At 41.8% G+C, this 13,727-nt stretch carries 12 protein-coding genes; 5 read left to right on the top strand and 7 right to left on the bottom strand.

Going from position 1 to position 13,727, the window contains the following annotated elements; translation table 11 throughout:
* Nucleotides 1-5 precede the first annotated feature (5 nt).
* The 3 genes from Q0A08_RS19725 (at nt 6) to Q0A08_RS19715 (ending at nt 4,480) form a co-directional block, all read left to right on the top strand.
* Nucleotides 6-1,508 (top strand): aldehyde dehydrogenase family protein, encoded by a 1,503-nt coding sequence (locus tag Q0A08_RS19725; RefSeq protein ID WP_438463171.1) that lies wholly within the window; start codon nt 6-8, stop codon nt 1,506-1,508.
* Nucleotides 1,509-1,803: 295 nt separating this feature from the next.
* The gene (locus Q0A08_RS19720; protein ID WP_438463170.1) at nt 1,804-3,399 is read left to right on the top strand and encodes a BCCT family transporter; all 1,596 of its coding nucleotides are present in this window, start codon (nt 1,804-1,806) and stop codon (nt 3,397-3,399) included.
* Nucleotides 3,400-3,463: 64 nt separating this feature from the next.
* Nucleotides 3,464-4,480, top strand: a complete 1,017-nt coding sequence (locus Q0A08_RS19715) for an aldo/keto reductase (RefSeq protein WP_438463169.1) — start codon at nt 3,464-3,466, stop codon at nt 4,478-4,480.
* Between the two features lie 77 nt (nt 4,481-4,557).
* On the opposite strand, the gene Q0A08_RS19710 is transcribed toward Q0A08_RS19715, so the two are convergent.
* Nucleotides 4,558-5,436 carry a LysR family transcriptional regulator gene (locus Q0A08_RS19710; RefSeq protein WP_438463168.1) on the bottom strand — a complete coding sequence of 293 codons (879 nt, stop codon included), beginning with the start codon at nt 5,434-5,436 and terminating at the stop codon, nt 4,558-4,560.
* A gap of 316 nt (nt 5,437-5,752) precedes the next feature.
* A complete protein-coding gene (locus Q0A08_RS19705; protein ID WP_438463167.1) occupies nt 5,753-6,832 on the bottom strand; it encodes an NAD(P)/FAD-dependent oxidoreductase in 1,080 nt (359 codons plus the stop codon).
* 174 nt (nt 6,833-7,006) lie between these two features.
* Between Q0A08_RS19705 and Q0A08_RS19700 the strand changes: the two genes are divergently transcribed.
* Nucleotides 7,007-7,885 (top strand): LysR family transcriptional regulator, encoded by an 879-nt coding sequence (locus Q0A08_RS19700; RefSeq protein WP_438463166.1) that lies wholly within the window; start codon nt 7,007-7,009, stop codon nt 7,883-7,885.
* Between the two features lie 17 nt (nt 7,886-7,902).
* Here Q0A08_RS19700 and ctlX read toward each other — a convergent pair whose 3' ends face one another.
* On the bottom strand, nt 7,903-8,859 hold the full coding sequence (gene ctlX, locus Q0A08_RS19695) for a citrulline utilization hydrolase CtlX (protein ID WP_438463165.1): 957 nt from the start codon (nt 8,857-8,859) through the stop codon (nt 7,903-7,905).
* 146 nt (nt 8,860-9,005) lie between these two features.
* On the opposite strand from ctlX, the gene Q0A08_RS19690 reads away from it, so the two are divergent.
* Entirely contained in the window at nt 9,006-9,446 is a 441-nt protein-coding gene (locus Q0A08_RS19690; RefSeq protein ID WP_438463164.1) for an Lrp/AsnC family transcriptional regulator, read from the top strand.
* A 71-nt stretch (nt 9,447-9,517) separates the two neighbouring features.
* On the opposite strand, the gene Q0A08_RS19685 is transcribed toward Q0A08_RS19690, so the two are convergent.
* The 4 genes from Q0A08_RS19685 to Q0A08_RS19670 form a co-directional block, all read right to left on the bottom strand.
* On the bottom strand, nt 9,518-9,976 hold the full coding sequence (locus Q0A08_RS19685; RefSeq protein WP_438463163.1) for a hypothetical protein: 459 nt from the start codon (nt 9,974-9,976) through the stop codon (nt 9,518-9,520).
* 391 nt (nt 9,977-10,367) lie between these two features.
* The gene (locus tag Q0A08_RS19680) at nt 10,368-11,318 is read right to left on the bottom strand and encodes a permease (protein ID WP_438463162.1); all 951 of its coding nucleotides are present in this window, start codon (nt 11,316-11,318) and stop codon (nt 10,368-10,370) included.
* A gap of 174 nt (nt 11,319-11,492) precedes the next feature.
* On the bottom strand, nt 11,493-11,807 hold the full coding sequence (locus tag Q0A08_RS19675; protein WP_438463161.1) for an ArsR/SmtB family transcription factor: 315 nt from the start codon (nt 11,805-11,807) through the stop codon (nt 11,493-11,495).
* Between the two features lie 36 nt (nt 11,808-11,843).
* Nucleotides 11,844-13,694, bottom strand: a complete 1,851-nt coding sequence (locus Q0A08_RS19670; RefSeq protein WP_438463160.1) for a methyl-accepting chemotaxis protein — start codon at nt 13,692-13,694, stop codon at nt 11,844-11,846.
* Between the last annotated feature and the right edge of the window lie 33 nt (nt 13,695-13,727).

Here is a 13,727-nt window from a genome sequence, read left to right as displayed (position 1 = left end):
TGAAAATGACAACAGCACAAGAGATCCCGCTAGCTTGGGCAAACGACTGGCTAACTAAGCCAAAACAGCAGTATATCAATGGCCAGTGGGTTCAAGGTGAAAACACGGATTGGCAGGTTAAGAACCCAGCCAATGGCGACACACTTTGTGCGATTAGCATGGCGAGCGAAACGCAAGTTGAAAAGACAGCAGAAATCGCCAAACATCACCACGACATGGGCACTTGGAATAAAGTTAGCCGTACAGAACGCGCTAACTTATTACGTCAAATTGCGCACTTAATCCGTAAAAATGTCGAAAAACTGGCCCTATTAGAAACCCTGCCTAATGGTAAGCTGTTCTCTGAATCCATGACTGATGATATCCCAACCTGTGCCGATATTTTCGACTATTATGCGGGCTGGACAGACAAGTTCTACGGGGAAACGTCACCTGTTGATGAAGGCTTTTTAAACTACACGCTAAAAGAACCTATTGGCGTTTGCGCTCTGATTGCCCCTTGGAATTTCCCTCTATACCAAGCCAGTTTAAAAATCGCACCGGCCTTAGCCATGGGCAATACAGTGATTATTAAACCGTCTGAGTACACGCCTTTAACCACTGTTTTCCTAATGGAATTGATCGATGAAGCACTGGATATTCCAGCCGGCGTGATCAATATGTTGCTAACTAATGGCAGTAGCGCCAATCAACTTACCTTGAGCCAAAATGTGGATAAGGTGTCTTTTACCGGTAGTACCGGTGTGGGTCGTAAAATTGTTCAGAACTCTGGCCAATCCAACCTAAAAGCCGCTACTTTAGAGCTTGGCGGTAAGTCACCTTGTATCTTCTTTGATGATACGCCAAACCTAGATGGCGCGATTGATAGAGCCTTTAATGTGATGTTTTCTCACAAGGGTGAAAAGTGCTCCGAGCCTACTCGCTTCCTGATTCACGATAGCATTTACGACTATGTACTAGACAAGCTAGTGGAAAAAGCCAATGCGGTAGTTTGCGGTGACCCGCTGGCAGAAGGCGTTGACCAAGGTCCACAATGTAATCAGGTCCAATTTGACAAGATCATGGAATACATTGAAATAGGTAAAACTGAAGCCAAAATAGTGGCGGGTGGCTATGCGGATACCCAAGGTGACAATGCCAAAGGCTACTTTATCAGACCAACTATATTTGCCGATGTTGCCCCAGATGCCCGTATTGCCCAAGAAGAAATCTTTGGTCCAGTACTTAGCTGTATTCGCTTCAATACCACAGAAGAAGCTGTCGCCATTGCCAATAGCACTGAATATGGTCTAGCGGCCGGTTTATACACAACCAATGTTTCCCGTGCTCACAAAGTTGCCGAACAATTAGACGCAGGCATGCTCTTTATCAACCGCTACGGTTGTTATGGTTTAGCAGCCCCTTTTGGTGGCTTCAAGCAAAGTGGCTGGGGCAAAGAAATGGCAATACATTCCTTATCTTCCTACACAAAAACCAAAGGGGTTTGGGTCTATTACGGGGATGCTTAAGCTGTTATTAGCTCTCTCATAACAGCTCTTAAAGCTGCAACACACTTACACCCATGTTAGCGCTCCTAGGAGCGCTTTTTTTATTTCAAAAATACATTCATAAACTTAAAAAAGCCGGCTCAGAAATTATAATTAATCATTTATAAATCAATATATTAGAAAGGCATTACTTAAAGTCATGCTAGTTTGAATTTAAGTGATTTTTAAATTAATTAAGGCTAGTTCACTCTTGGCGGGTCTTACGATAAAGCCATTTTAACCTGCTCAATAAATAAAATAATAATTGGAAGATCATATGAAAAACATTCGCCCTATTACGTTTTGGCCAGCCTGTATTGGCTTGCTGCTAACAGTAATATATACCATCTTGGATAAACAAAATTTCATTGCTGCTACCTCAGCAATCAATACGGCCATCATAGATAATCTGTCTTGGTTATTTAACCTCAGTGCACTCTTTCTAGTGGGTGTTGTTGCTTATGCTTTTTTCGCACCGGTTAGCAAAGTAAAAATTGGCGGTGAAGGCGCTAAACCTATGCTTTCACCGTTTCAGTGGTTTGCCATTTCACTAACAACCGTTATCGCTATGGGCATATTATTCTGGTCTGTGGCTGAGCCTATTTTGCATTACCACACACCACCTGCTTATCTTGGCATTACCCCAGAAAGCCCAGAAGCAATGCGCTTTTCCATGTCTACCATATTCGTACACTGGACTATCACTCCCTACAGCATTTACACAGTGGCAGGCTTAGCCTTTGCTCTTGCTTTTCATAACCTAAAACTGAACTTTTCCATCGGCTCCATGTTGCGCCCTTTATTAGGCCGTTGGGTTGACGGTGTTGGCGGTCAAATCATCGACGGTCTAGCGCTGCTATCGGTTGTATTAGGTATGTCAGCCACTTTGACGTCTGGCCTACTTGTAATTGCCGATGGCATGAACTCAGTATTAGGCATTGAAAAGAGCCCTTTCATTTACGGCCTCATCGCTATCGCTATCATTGGCTCCGCAATTATCTCAGCAGCATCAGGCTTATATCGAGGCATTCAAACTCTAGCGCGTATTAATACTTGGTTATATTTTATCGGGGCAGCCTTCATTTTCGTTGTTGGACCAACCGCTTTCATTCTCTCTCTTGGCGTTGAATCTCTGGGTGTTTATCTGTCTGAATTTTTCGCTCGTAACCTAGTCACTGGCGCATCAGGTAACGACCAATGGCCAGGCTGGTGGACAGTGGCTTTCTTTGCTAGCTGGTTCGCTTGGGCTCCTGTCAGCTGCCTTTTCCTCGGCAAGATTGCCCGTGGTTACACCGTTCGCCAATTCATAATAGTTAATATGTTATTACCTTCTGCATTTGGTTTTCTTTGGTTCAGTACCTTCAGTGGTTCAGCGCTTTTCTTCGATACCACCATGGGCGGCATCATGTATGACGCTTATCAAGCGGATGGCTTTGCTGCGGTTATCTATGTGCTATTCGACCAACTCCCTGGCAGCACCTTACTTAGTGGTCTGTTTGTTTTTGCCTGCTTTATCACCTTTATCACAGCCGCTGACTCAAACACGGATGTTATCGGTGGTCTTTGCACCAAGGATAATAACTCTGAAAACCAGAAATCCCCTCTTTGGGTAAAAGCCTTGTGGGGCAGTGCTATCGCTTTTGTGGCCTGGATTAGTGCCTCTTTCATTGGTGTTGATGGGGTCAAAATGCTGTTCAACCTATCTGGTTTGCCCGGCATGTTAATCGTCCTCGGCTCAGGTTTTGCCTTTATTCGCCTGGCTCAGAAAGTCGAAATCAATGGCCAAATAGTTGAGATCAAACCTTCGACACTTGCTGCTCTTGAGTCTCCAACCAAGGCTCAGACATCAGGTGTCACAACCCCTGCTAACTAAAGCAAACCACTTATTAAGATCAGGTGTCTGAGCACAAACTTGGACACCTTGTTAGGAGTTAACTATGCAATACGTTCGTCTTGGTCAATCCGGCCTAAAAGTTTCTCGCCTCTGCCTTGGCACCATGAACATGGGCTCAAAGGATTGGAAACCTTGGATTTTTGATGAAAAGGAAAGTGAGCCAATTATCCATCACGCACTCGATAATGGGGTTAACTTTATCGATCTTGCAGATTTTTATTCCATTGGTGCTGGCGAAGAAGTGGTGTGTAATGTGCTTAACCGTATTGGCCGTCGTGATGACTTAGTGATCACCACCAAGGTAGGTTATGCCATGAGCGATGACATCAATGCACAAGGTCATTCTCGCAAAAATATTTTTAAAGCGATCGATGCCTCCCTCACTCGTATGGGAATGGATTATGTAGACATATATATGCTGCATTATTTCGATACCGATACTCCAGTCGAAGAAACTATGGGCGCATTGAATGATCTCGTTCTTGCAGGTAAAACTCGCTATATTGCTGTGTCTACCATGTACACTTGGCAGCTAGCTAAGATACTACAAGTGTGTGATCAAAACGGCTGGGCACGCCCTATTAATATGCAGTTACAGCTAAACTGCGCTTATCGTGAAGAAGAGCGTGAGATGCTACCTTTTTGCCAAGACCAAGGTATCGGTGTTTCCGTCTTTAGCCCTCTGGCGCGCGGTATTCTTACCAGCGACTTACAGTCTACCCGTAACAAGACAGACTTCTTTACCGCTGAAATGTATAACGACGAAGCATCTCGAAACATTGCTCATTCGGTTGCGAAAGTGGCTGATGCCCGTGGTTGCTTGCCAGCACAAATAGCACAAGCTTGGGTTTTAAATAAACCTGAAGTGGCCTCTATGTTGGTGGGAGCAGACACTACCGCACAATTTGACAGCGCTTTAGCAGCACTTGAAATGCAGCTCACTGAAGAAGAAATTTATGAATTAGAACGTCACTATACGCCATGTGATCTTATCAATGATTACACATCAGGAAAGCGAACACCGAGATTTTCGCGTCCGGCTAAAGCGCCATTTGCTTAAAGCTTGAGGCTTGAGTTCATGAACAAAAAAAGCGTTTGTGCTTACAACACAAACGCTTTTTCAGTGACTTTTGGCATTTAAACTTCCAGTGAAGCTTGTTGCTTTAACCATTCTGTAAAACGCATGACCTTAGACAAACCTTGTTTTTCAGCAGAGACATCAAGCCAATAACCATAAGGGCCTTGTGTACTTATCTCACTAAACTGTACCAGTTCACCTCGACTTAACTCTTCACCTATCATGTGCTTATCAATGATGGCAAAGCCAGCTCCAGATTTAAGGGCATTAATCACCTGATCCAAAGTACTAAAACCAACCCCTCTGGCCGTATCGACTAACCCATCTAGCCCTGCAGCAACCAACCAATCCTGCCAGACAGGTAGCTTTTTACCTTCGTGCACTATGTTTAATAAATTACTGCTTTCTAGAGGTAATTGTGCCGCTCTAACTTGCATATCAGGCACACAAACTGGCAGGTGCTCTTCAAGGAATAAGAGCTCACTATTGGCTTTCGCTTTCGGGCCAATACCAAAGCGAATTTCACAATCAAATAACACCTGATCATTCGGTCTGTCATAGATGCTTAATTCGAATTCAGGAAAGCTTTGTCGAAACTTGGCCAGACGCTTTACCAACCAACGTGTCGCCAAGGTAGGAGGTAATAAAATGTTAAGTTTCTGCCTTAAATTAGGGTCACGAATATCGGCTATGGCGGTTTCAATCAGGTTGAAGGAAATATCCAATTTTTGCAGCAATTCTTGCCCTGCATCCGTGAGTTCTAATTTATGGTGTAACCTGACAAATAAAGGCACACCTAAATAGTCTTCAAGCTGTTTTATTTGTCGACTAACTGCCCCTTGGGTTACATGTAACTGCTTGGCAGCTAAGGTAAAACTAAGTTGTTTAGCCGCGGTTTCAAAGACACGTAACGCAGTAAGAGAAGGCAGTGAGCGCATAAATTTAAAACTCTAACTTAGGCTGAAATTAAGACCCTAAAGTCCCTTAGGATAATCCTCAAGTATACGCCTAAATATGAGCTGCTTGAATGCAAATTAACGGCATTTAAGGTAGAAAAACACCCTATCTTTCTTAACCTAAGAAATAATGTTTTAGCAGTGAATTTTATTCATAAAAAAACACCTATAATAACCTGTTATTGAATATGAAATTCAATTCTTATCGTCTCCTTTTCTTGCTAATTTGATGACAAAACAACGGGCACTTTTGATCATCCATATCTTTAAAAACCTCATAAAAACACTAAAGCTCAATTCATTGGGTATTAGGCTGAGTGCCAAACTCTTTGTAGATTTTATTGATAAATAAGTCTTTCTGCTTAATATTTACCAAGAAGTTAGCCGTAGTCACAGCAAAAGGGAACTGCATGATCCCTGACTCTTGTCCCGTGGGAATTAAGGCCATCAAGGGATTGGTTTTATATGCTTTAGTCGGTTTTCCGGCTAATTCAGCACAAATCACTTTACCCAAATGCGCTCCTTGCTGTTTCGCGAGATAACCTAATTTAGCTTCACCAACCTCGGCAATATCTCCAAGCGCAAACAAGTTAGTATGCCCTAGCACACGAAATTTATTATCGATTTTGATATAGCCTTGCGCATTCAAAATGTCAGATAAGTGAGTCTGTAAAAACTGATTATTTGGCTTTACTCCGATTGCTTCAAAAACAAGATCAAACGTGCTTACTTTACCGCTGCTCTTATCCAGATATACATCATCCTGCTTTTGGTATTTGCGATTAAATTCAATGGTGACGCCTTGCTGCATTAACTGCTCTTTCGCCTTACGCTGTGCTTTTGTTTTAAAGCCTTCAAGCAAAACATTACCTGAATGACTCAAGGTCACCTTTTTATCAGGAAAGGAGAAAGCAATCTCACCCGCCAACTCGACCCCCACAACACCACCACCCATAACCAAGATAGAGTCGGCCGCTTGTAAAGCATCATTTTGGCTAGCAAACTCTTGATTACGCTGTTCTAGGTTTAATGCCGTTAGAGTCTTAGCCACTGTCATACTTGGATAACTGGTCCCAGAAGCAATAATGACACGTTTAAATTTAACCACTTCTCCATTAGCTAATAAGGCTTGATGATCATCTAGCTGCTCAACGCTGGTTTGTATAAAATCACTCTTTAAAAAGTCCTGATATCGCTTTCTTGCTCTATTCTTTGTTTTATTCGGATCAGTTAGATTTCTTAAATTCGCGAAGGTCACCTCAAAATAATCTTTCTTATCCACCAATATGGTTTTTATGCCGTTTTCCGCCAACTTTTGCGCCGTACTAACCCCTGCAAAACCACCACCAATAATGAGTACATCTGTCGTATTTATCATCTTAAAATCGCCTATTCATTTGCACCTGCTCCCTTAACCTTTGAGAAAGCTAAGTACTTAATAACTAATTGATTGCATCTTAAGATGTTACATTTTTGCTGTAAATGAGCGATTATACGCACTATATGTGCATAAATATGACAACCAAACACTTACCTCATTGAGTAATAAAGTATGGATAAATGGAACGAAATTAGAACGGCTTACAAGCTGGCTAAACTCAAAACCTTAAGTGCTACAGCGCAAGATTTGGGTGTTCACAGATCCACTGTTATGCGACATATTGATAGTTTAGAAGAGGCTCTCGGCGTCACTCTTTTTCAGCGTAATGATAAGGGTTATATCGCCACAGAAGCAGGTTTAGATATTATGCGTTTGGGCGAAATAACAGAAACTCATTTCGCCCAATTACCCGATAGATTAAAGCAAAATGAAGCCGCCTTAGAAGGTAGCTTAAGTATTACCAGTGTTGCAGATATCGCCAGCATGATAATGCCTAGCATACTGAAATATCAGCAAAAATTTCCTAAGATGCGGATAGATTATCTCGATGATATTCGAAACTTTAAACTCGAATATGGTGAAGCAGATATTGCCGTTCGCGCAGGTAAAAAACCCACCACACCCGATAATATTGTACTGCCTTTAATTCAAGTATCACTCACGTTTGCAGCCCATAAATCTTATATCGAAAAACATGGTCTACCCAGCCTAGAGACACTCTCACAACATCGATTTGTCGCTCTAAAAGATAGACCGAATCACCTTGTTTGGAATGAATGGATTTATCAAAATATCGCCGATGAGAACATCATCTTTAAAAGCACTAACCACCAAGTACTCGCCCAGGTTATCAGTAAAGGTGGCGGTATTGGCGCTATGCCAAAGCACAGCCTTGAACAAGTTCCAGACCTTGTTGAGGTCCCTACCCCAGATGACTGGCAAGTACCTATCTGGATATTAGTTCATAGAGACATGTTTAACATGCCAAAAATAAAAGCCTTTATCGATCTACTAAAACAAGATGAAGACATGTTACTTTCTTTGATTTGATGCCTTAAGTTAGCATTTTATATAAATGCTTTATTCTTCTCGTTGGAAGGCCAATGTATGCCAGCTATCATGCAGCGCATACTGCCGCCAGACAGCTCCACAGTAGTAAGATCAACACTTAACAAGGTTGCATATTTTTCGATAGCGATTCGCTGCTCTTCTGTTAAGCAATTTCGCCCTCTTTGGGACATGGCCAAATAGCGACCTTTTGTTCCTGTTAACTCAATGGCATTGCCTGCAAACGCATTTATCTGTCCCTCTTTTAATATTATGACTTCTTTACCACTCCTTTCTAATGTCTGTATGACATGAGCTCGTCCTTTTTTGTCACTAATCATGTCGGCAGACAATAGAGCAAAGTCAGTCCCCACACTTAATATGACATTGGTATGATAAACCGGCTGTTTAAGCTCAGACTCTGTATTAAAGATAACTGGCGTAAGACTTAATAAATGACAAGCTTCTTGAATTAATTCCACATCAGCACGGTTAGACAATCCCACATAAGCTAGATGATTGATATGATCAATACACAAGACACCTGTTCCTTCTAGGAAGCGGTTTTCCTGTTCGTAGTGAGACAAGTCAATCAGCTGATTCATTTTGAATATGGAAGACAATTGCGCTTCTATCTTAGGGTATGCGGTTTTTTCCGTTCGTCTAGCAGGCGAAAACATAGGGTAAATAACACTCGCGCCACAGCCATGAGTGGAGAGCCAATTATTAGGAAAAATAGCATCTGGTTGATCTAGGCGAGCATCATCTTGAAATACCTTAACATCTACTCCGACCTCTAATAGCAAGGCAACCACGTTATCAAATTCAGCTTGAGCACTTTGCAGAAGCGCTGCGTGATGGTCTATTGAAAGAGCATGGGATTGAAAGCCATTACAAGCTTGCGTATCTGGGTTTGGATAAAAAGCGCCAGGTCTCACCATCAACACAGTTTTCGGTGCTTGAAGAATCTGTTCCATCTTGCTTCCTTTGTTATCTAACTATTTGAGTAATATAGAGTTTAAAAAAGTCGCTAACAGCCCACAATAAACAAGCTGCTCATCTTGTATCTGTAAATAAACATAGTGATAATCAAAGTTAACAACTTGTATATAAGGTTTCTTTTATGGATTCCATTGATAGGAAAATTATTCAAATTCTTAGGGAAGATGCTCGAAAACCAGTGACCTTGATTGCTGAGATATTAGGTCTTTCTCGTTTAACCGTACAAAAAAGAATTAAGGCGCTAGAAGAGCAAGATGTCATTCGAGGCTATACAATACGAACAGGTACAGGTTATGAATCAGAAAAGTTCCGTGCCCATGTGCTTGTCGAGGTGAAAAGTAACCTAAACCAAGGTCTATTAGGCTTTCTAAAAAGCTTTCCCGAAATTACGACAATACATAGTCTTGCTGGCAGATTCGACGCTAATATCATGCTTGAAGCAGAGAGCTCGGAAGGCTTAGATGAAGTGCTTGCTCAAATACTTCAGCACCCAGAAGTAATAACGACTGAGACCTGTATTTTGCTCTCTACAAAGCTAGACAGGCAGGTAATCAGCGTTTAATTAGAGGTTTATAAGTAGTTGATAGAAAAAGAATAAAGTGAAAACTCACCCTATACTAACAACTGCATTACCTAATGAATTCGACACAGTTTATCCAAGATAAAATAGGTTTCTTTGACCATAGCAGGATAATCATAAGGCGAGAGTTCTGAACCATCCTCAGAATGTAAGGCGAAATCGACCTGTAAACTCAATTTGGCACTATAACAGCCATCCAAATCTAACTTTTTCTGTACTAAGACAACATCAAGCGCTGACTTGAGTGTTTGTGCCTTAAAGAAGTCTTCTCCAACCTTATTAGCACCTTGGGCGATTATGTCGTCCATTACCAAGTCGAGTTGCTCCACAGCGTTATAAGCCAGTTCATAATCTTGCGTGCTTTGAAGAAAGCGTAAAGTATTAATCATTTCAGTGATGACATTGAGATGGCTATGATCGACTCTGCTCTCTGTGTGATCCATTGCAGACACTGGCAAAGGCAGTATTAGCAGGCTAGCCATAAAAAAGGTGATTAGATATTTGAAGATCATCAACTGGAGTCCACTTAAAACTTACACCCATAATATTAAAGGGATTCAGCTAATAAAGGTATCTCTTATGCTTTAAGCCGTTTCTTGTTAAGCCCTTCATTCAAGACTTAACAAGGGTTTTTACTTAAGGAACCTGCGAATAAGTCCTCCCGCCTCAGCGTGTGGATAAAAGCCGCTAGATTTATGGCGAGGAGCGCAACTTAATAGTTATTCTATTGATAAGATTCTCAACGTAAAGATAGGGCTTTTAGACCACGCCCTTCGGGTCTTTCAGAAAAAGTAACACCCTGTGTTGTCACTTTTCGAAAGGTACCTACATTACGTCAAAGTAACGCCTTGTGTGATACTTTTTCTGAAAAGACTGAGAAGAGGTGACTTAATCGCAGGCTCCTTAAGCAAACAGGATATTAAAGGTGAAGCCTGCGAAGACAGCCATGCTAAAAATCACCATTAAGAAGGCGACTAGCATAGGCCAATGGAAAAGGCGTTTTAGCAAAATTAGTTCAGGTAAACTTGCGCCACCACTACCAATTACCAAAGCCATAACAGCGCCAATACTCACACCTTTAGCTAAGAAAGAACCTACCAAAGGCAACAAAGTAGAGACTCGAATATAAAGCGGAATACCAATTAAAGCAGCGGTTGGTACTGCCGCTGGGTTATCTGCATTCGCTACTTGAGAGAAAAACTCAGCCGGTACAAAGCCGTGAACCAAGGAGCCAATCATCATGGCAATAATCATATAAGGCAGCATAGATAGGAATAAAGGCCAGGTCTCTTTCCAAGCAGTTTGCCAAATGCTTGTTTTTTTTGTACTAGCAGAGTAATCTGAGCCAGCACAACTACTTGCTTTAGTACTTGGTAATAACATTTCCTGTTTGATAAAACGGTCAAAGCCCAGTGACTGTAATAGAACCCCTGCAAGCACAGAAACCACCAAGGCTAGAGACGCATATAAAAGCGTTATCTTAAACCCTAAAATGGGCACAAATAGCGCGATAACAATGGGGTTTAATAAAGGTGATGTAAACAAAAAAGTAATGGTCGGCCCAAAGCCAGCCCTCGCTTTTAACAAACCGATTAACATAGGGATAGTCGAGCAACTGCAAAAAGGCGTAATCGCACCAAGCCCTGCAGCAGTGATATAACCACGGCCTTTTTTACCGCCTAATAACGCCTGAATCTTATCCGCTGGCAGCTTTTGGTTAATCACAGAGACCAAATAGCTAATCGCAAGAAACAGTATGGTTAGCTCAACAAATAAATTAATAAACATGTACAGGGAATCCATAAGCATTGCCTGCATGTCGCTTGTTAGGCCCAAACTAGATAGATCTATCATAACCACCTTCTCGTTAATCTCTTGTTTAAAGTTTATTTTTCAAAACACTTAAATATTTTTAAAAATATCGAAATGTAATTTTGAAAAAAATGACCAACTACTTCTAAGTAGTTAGGCCATTTTTTGTCATCGATATCTATTATCTGAAACCTATAAGCAGCTCAATTTAGCGCCTTACAAGGTACAGCACTCATCTTCCAGATAACTCATCACATCACGAAAAGCATCCAGTTGAGCCACACAATATAAACTGCGACCTTCTCTGTTTTGTTTAACTAAACCCACAGAAGTAAGCCTTCGAATATGGTGCGAGAGCGTTGGCCCCGAGATATCCAAATGTTGTTGAATATCACCCACCACTAGCCCTTTATCTCCCGCTTTGACTAACAAGCGAAAGACAGAAAACCGAGTTGAGTGGCCTAACTCACATAAAATATTAGTTGCGTTGTCTTGATTCATGTTCGCAGTATGGATCAATACAAATAACATTTCAATACTTTTGGAAATATTAAAATATAAAGCTAATTACTCACACTTAAACTTACCTGTCATGGTGAGTAAGTCTTTAGCTTGTTCACTTACCTGATCCACGTAGTCTAATACTTGTTGGCTTTGCTCCTTATTACTGGAGACGTTTGAGGCCACTTGGTCCATATTTTCGGCTATCATCTGGGTCGCTTTTGACGCTTCATCTATGCTGATGGCAAGTTCCTGATTACGCTCGTTCACATCAAAAACCAAACCTTTGATTTGCCCAACAGCGGTTGCGGCTTCATCACCTCGTAGCTTGCCATTATCCACATGATTGCTACCCTCTTGCATGACTTTTAACAAGGACTGAATACTCGTATGCATGGCACCGATAATGTCATTGATATTTTGTGTGGCGTTGACTGTTTTCTCGGCAAGGCTTCTTACCTCATCTGCCACCACAGAAAAACCTCGGCCAGCATCACCAGCACGGGCGGCTTCTATCGCTGCATTCAAGGCCAGTAAATTAGTTTGCTCAGCCAAACCATTAATCATTTCAGTCACCCCATCCACCTTGCGATAGGTGCCTTCAAGTTCGCTTACTTGCTCATTAAGATGCTCAAAAACTTGAGCTAATTGACCTAAACTGCCAATGGCATTAGTAATCACTTCACCCCCTTGTTCGGCAGATTCATGGGCCTGCTGTGTCTTTTGTTGAGCCAGATTCGTCGCACTTGCCATATTAGCAATGGTGGAACTGATCTCTTCGGTTGCGACCGCTACAGACCCTGCTTGCTCGTTAGTCTTGGTGCTCTTTTCTAGCATGTGTTGCAACTTAGAGGATAAGTCACTGGCCCCAAGGTCAAGGCTTTGGCTGGTAGAAGTCACCCGATTAAGAATTTGGTTTAGTGAGGATGTCATTTCATTAACCGCTATACCGACCTTGTCGAGTTCATCTTTACGGTCCTGATTTACCACAAGTTTCTGAGTTAAATCACCCTCAGCCAGTTGGTACATCACCCCTGACATACGCCCCAAACTACCTACCAAACTTCGGCTCGTCGCAATTAATAAACCGACCACCAGCAAGGCCACTGCAATCGCGACACTAAAAATTTGTGTCTGAGCTTGGTCACTCACCAAGCTAGCATCCTGTTTAGCCAGAGTAAGTTGCTCGGCAAAATAGGCATTGGATAAAAGCACGCCTTTAGCCAAGGTATGGTAAGCCTTGCTTGCCTTTATTGCTTGTTCATTCATACTAAACACAGCTGTTGAAAGCTCGCTCAAAAGGCCTTCTATCTCACTGATGTTAGCGCCATATAATTCCTCAAACTCCATTTCATAGGTCAGTGCTTTAAAGCCAGTTAGAGCAAGCTTTACCTTTTGATATTCAGCTTCATTTCTCTGATCCATAAAGCCTGTAAAGCTTTGCTTAAGCTCGGCAAAAGGCTTACGAAAGTTAGCAAATAAGTTTTCTTCTAAGGCGCTAAAACTTGCTTGTATTTGGCCTCTTAAACCGTCTTCGGCACTGGCTCCAATTTTTTTATCCTGAGCTAGCCAAAGCATTCGACTAACAGTAAAAGCACCAAGTGATAATTGAATCTCACTGACGATTTGGGCTTGCTCGATAGGGGCCTTTTGTACAATTTGATCTAGCTGGTCTTTATAAATTTCAGGTAAGGCTCTCAGTCTACCTTCATCGGTATTCTGATTAATTTGCAGCACTTCAATTTGCAAGTCTTTGAGTAGGTTCGCATCATAGCTAATATCATCAACTCGTTTTGAGGCGATTGCTAACGTGCTTAGCACATTGGATGAGAGCACTAGCAGCAAGGAGAAACCCATCAGTGCTAAGGTGATAACTGTGTAGAGTTTATGTTTTAAACTTAAGTGAAATAACATCATGGGTTTCTCCTGCATTTATCACATTGAATAAAT

Origin of the sequence: Marinomonas sp. PE14-40, from assembly GCF_051623805.1 — a bacterium.
GTDB lineage: Bacteria > Pseudomonadota > Gammaproteobacteria > Pseudomonadales > Marinomonadaceae > Marinomonas.
Note: the sequence above shows the minus strand (reverse complement) of the source record. Positions and strands in the feature narration are given on the sequence as shown.

Bases quoted from the DNA above. Each gene is read 5' to 3' on its own strand.
- Q0A08_RS19725 (WP_438463171.1), top strand. From the start codon at position 6: ATGACAACAGCACAAGAGATCCCGCTAGCTTGGGCAAACGACTGGCTA.
- Q0A08_RS19720 (WP_438463170.1), top strand. From the start codon at position 1,804: ATGAAAAACATTCGCCCTATTACGTTTTGGCCAGCCTGTATTGGCTTG.
- Q0A08_RS19715 (WP_438463169.1), top strand. From the start codon at position 3,464: ATGCAATACGTTCGTCTTGGTCAATCCGGCCTAAAAGTTTCTCGCCTC.
- Q0A08_RS19710 (WP_438463168.1), bottom strand. From the start codon at position 5,436: ATGCGCTCACTGCCTTCTCTTACTGCGTTACGTGTCTTTGAAACCGCG.
- Q0A08_RS19705 (WP_438463167.1), bottom strand. From the start codon at position 6,832: ATGATAAATACGACAGATGTACTCATTATTGGTGGTGGTTTTGCAGGG.
- Q0A08_RS19700 (WP_438463166.1), top strand. From the start codon at position 7,007: ATGGATAAATGGAACGAAATTAGAACGGCTTACAAGCTGGCTAAACTC.
- ctlX (WP_438463165.1), bottom strand. From the start codon at position 8,859: ATGGAACAGATTCTTCAAGCACCGAAAACTGTGTTGATGGTGAGACCT.
- Q0A08_RS19690 (WP_438463164.1), top strand. From the start codon at position 9,006: ATGGATTCCATTGATAGGAAAATTATTCAAATTCTTAGGGAAGATGCT.
- Q0A08_RS19685 (WP_438463163.1), bottom strand. From the start codon at position 9,976: ATGATCTTCAAATATCTAATCACCTTTTTTATGGCTAGCCTGCTAATA.
- Q0A08_RS19680 (WP_438463162.1), bottom strand. From the start codon at position 11,318: ATGATAGATCTATCTAGTTTGGGCCTAACAAGCGACATGCAGGCAATG.
- Q0A08_RS19675 (WP_438463161.1), bottom strand. From the start codon at position 11,807: ATGTTATTTGTATTGATCCATACTGCGAACATGAATCAAGACAACGCA.
- Q0A08_RS19670 (WP_438463160.1), bottom strand. From the start codon at position 13,694: ATGATGTTATTTCACTTAAGTTTAAAACATAAACTCTACACAGTTATC.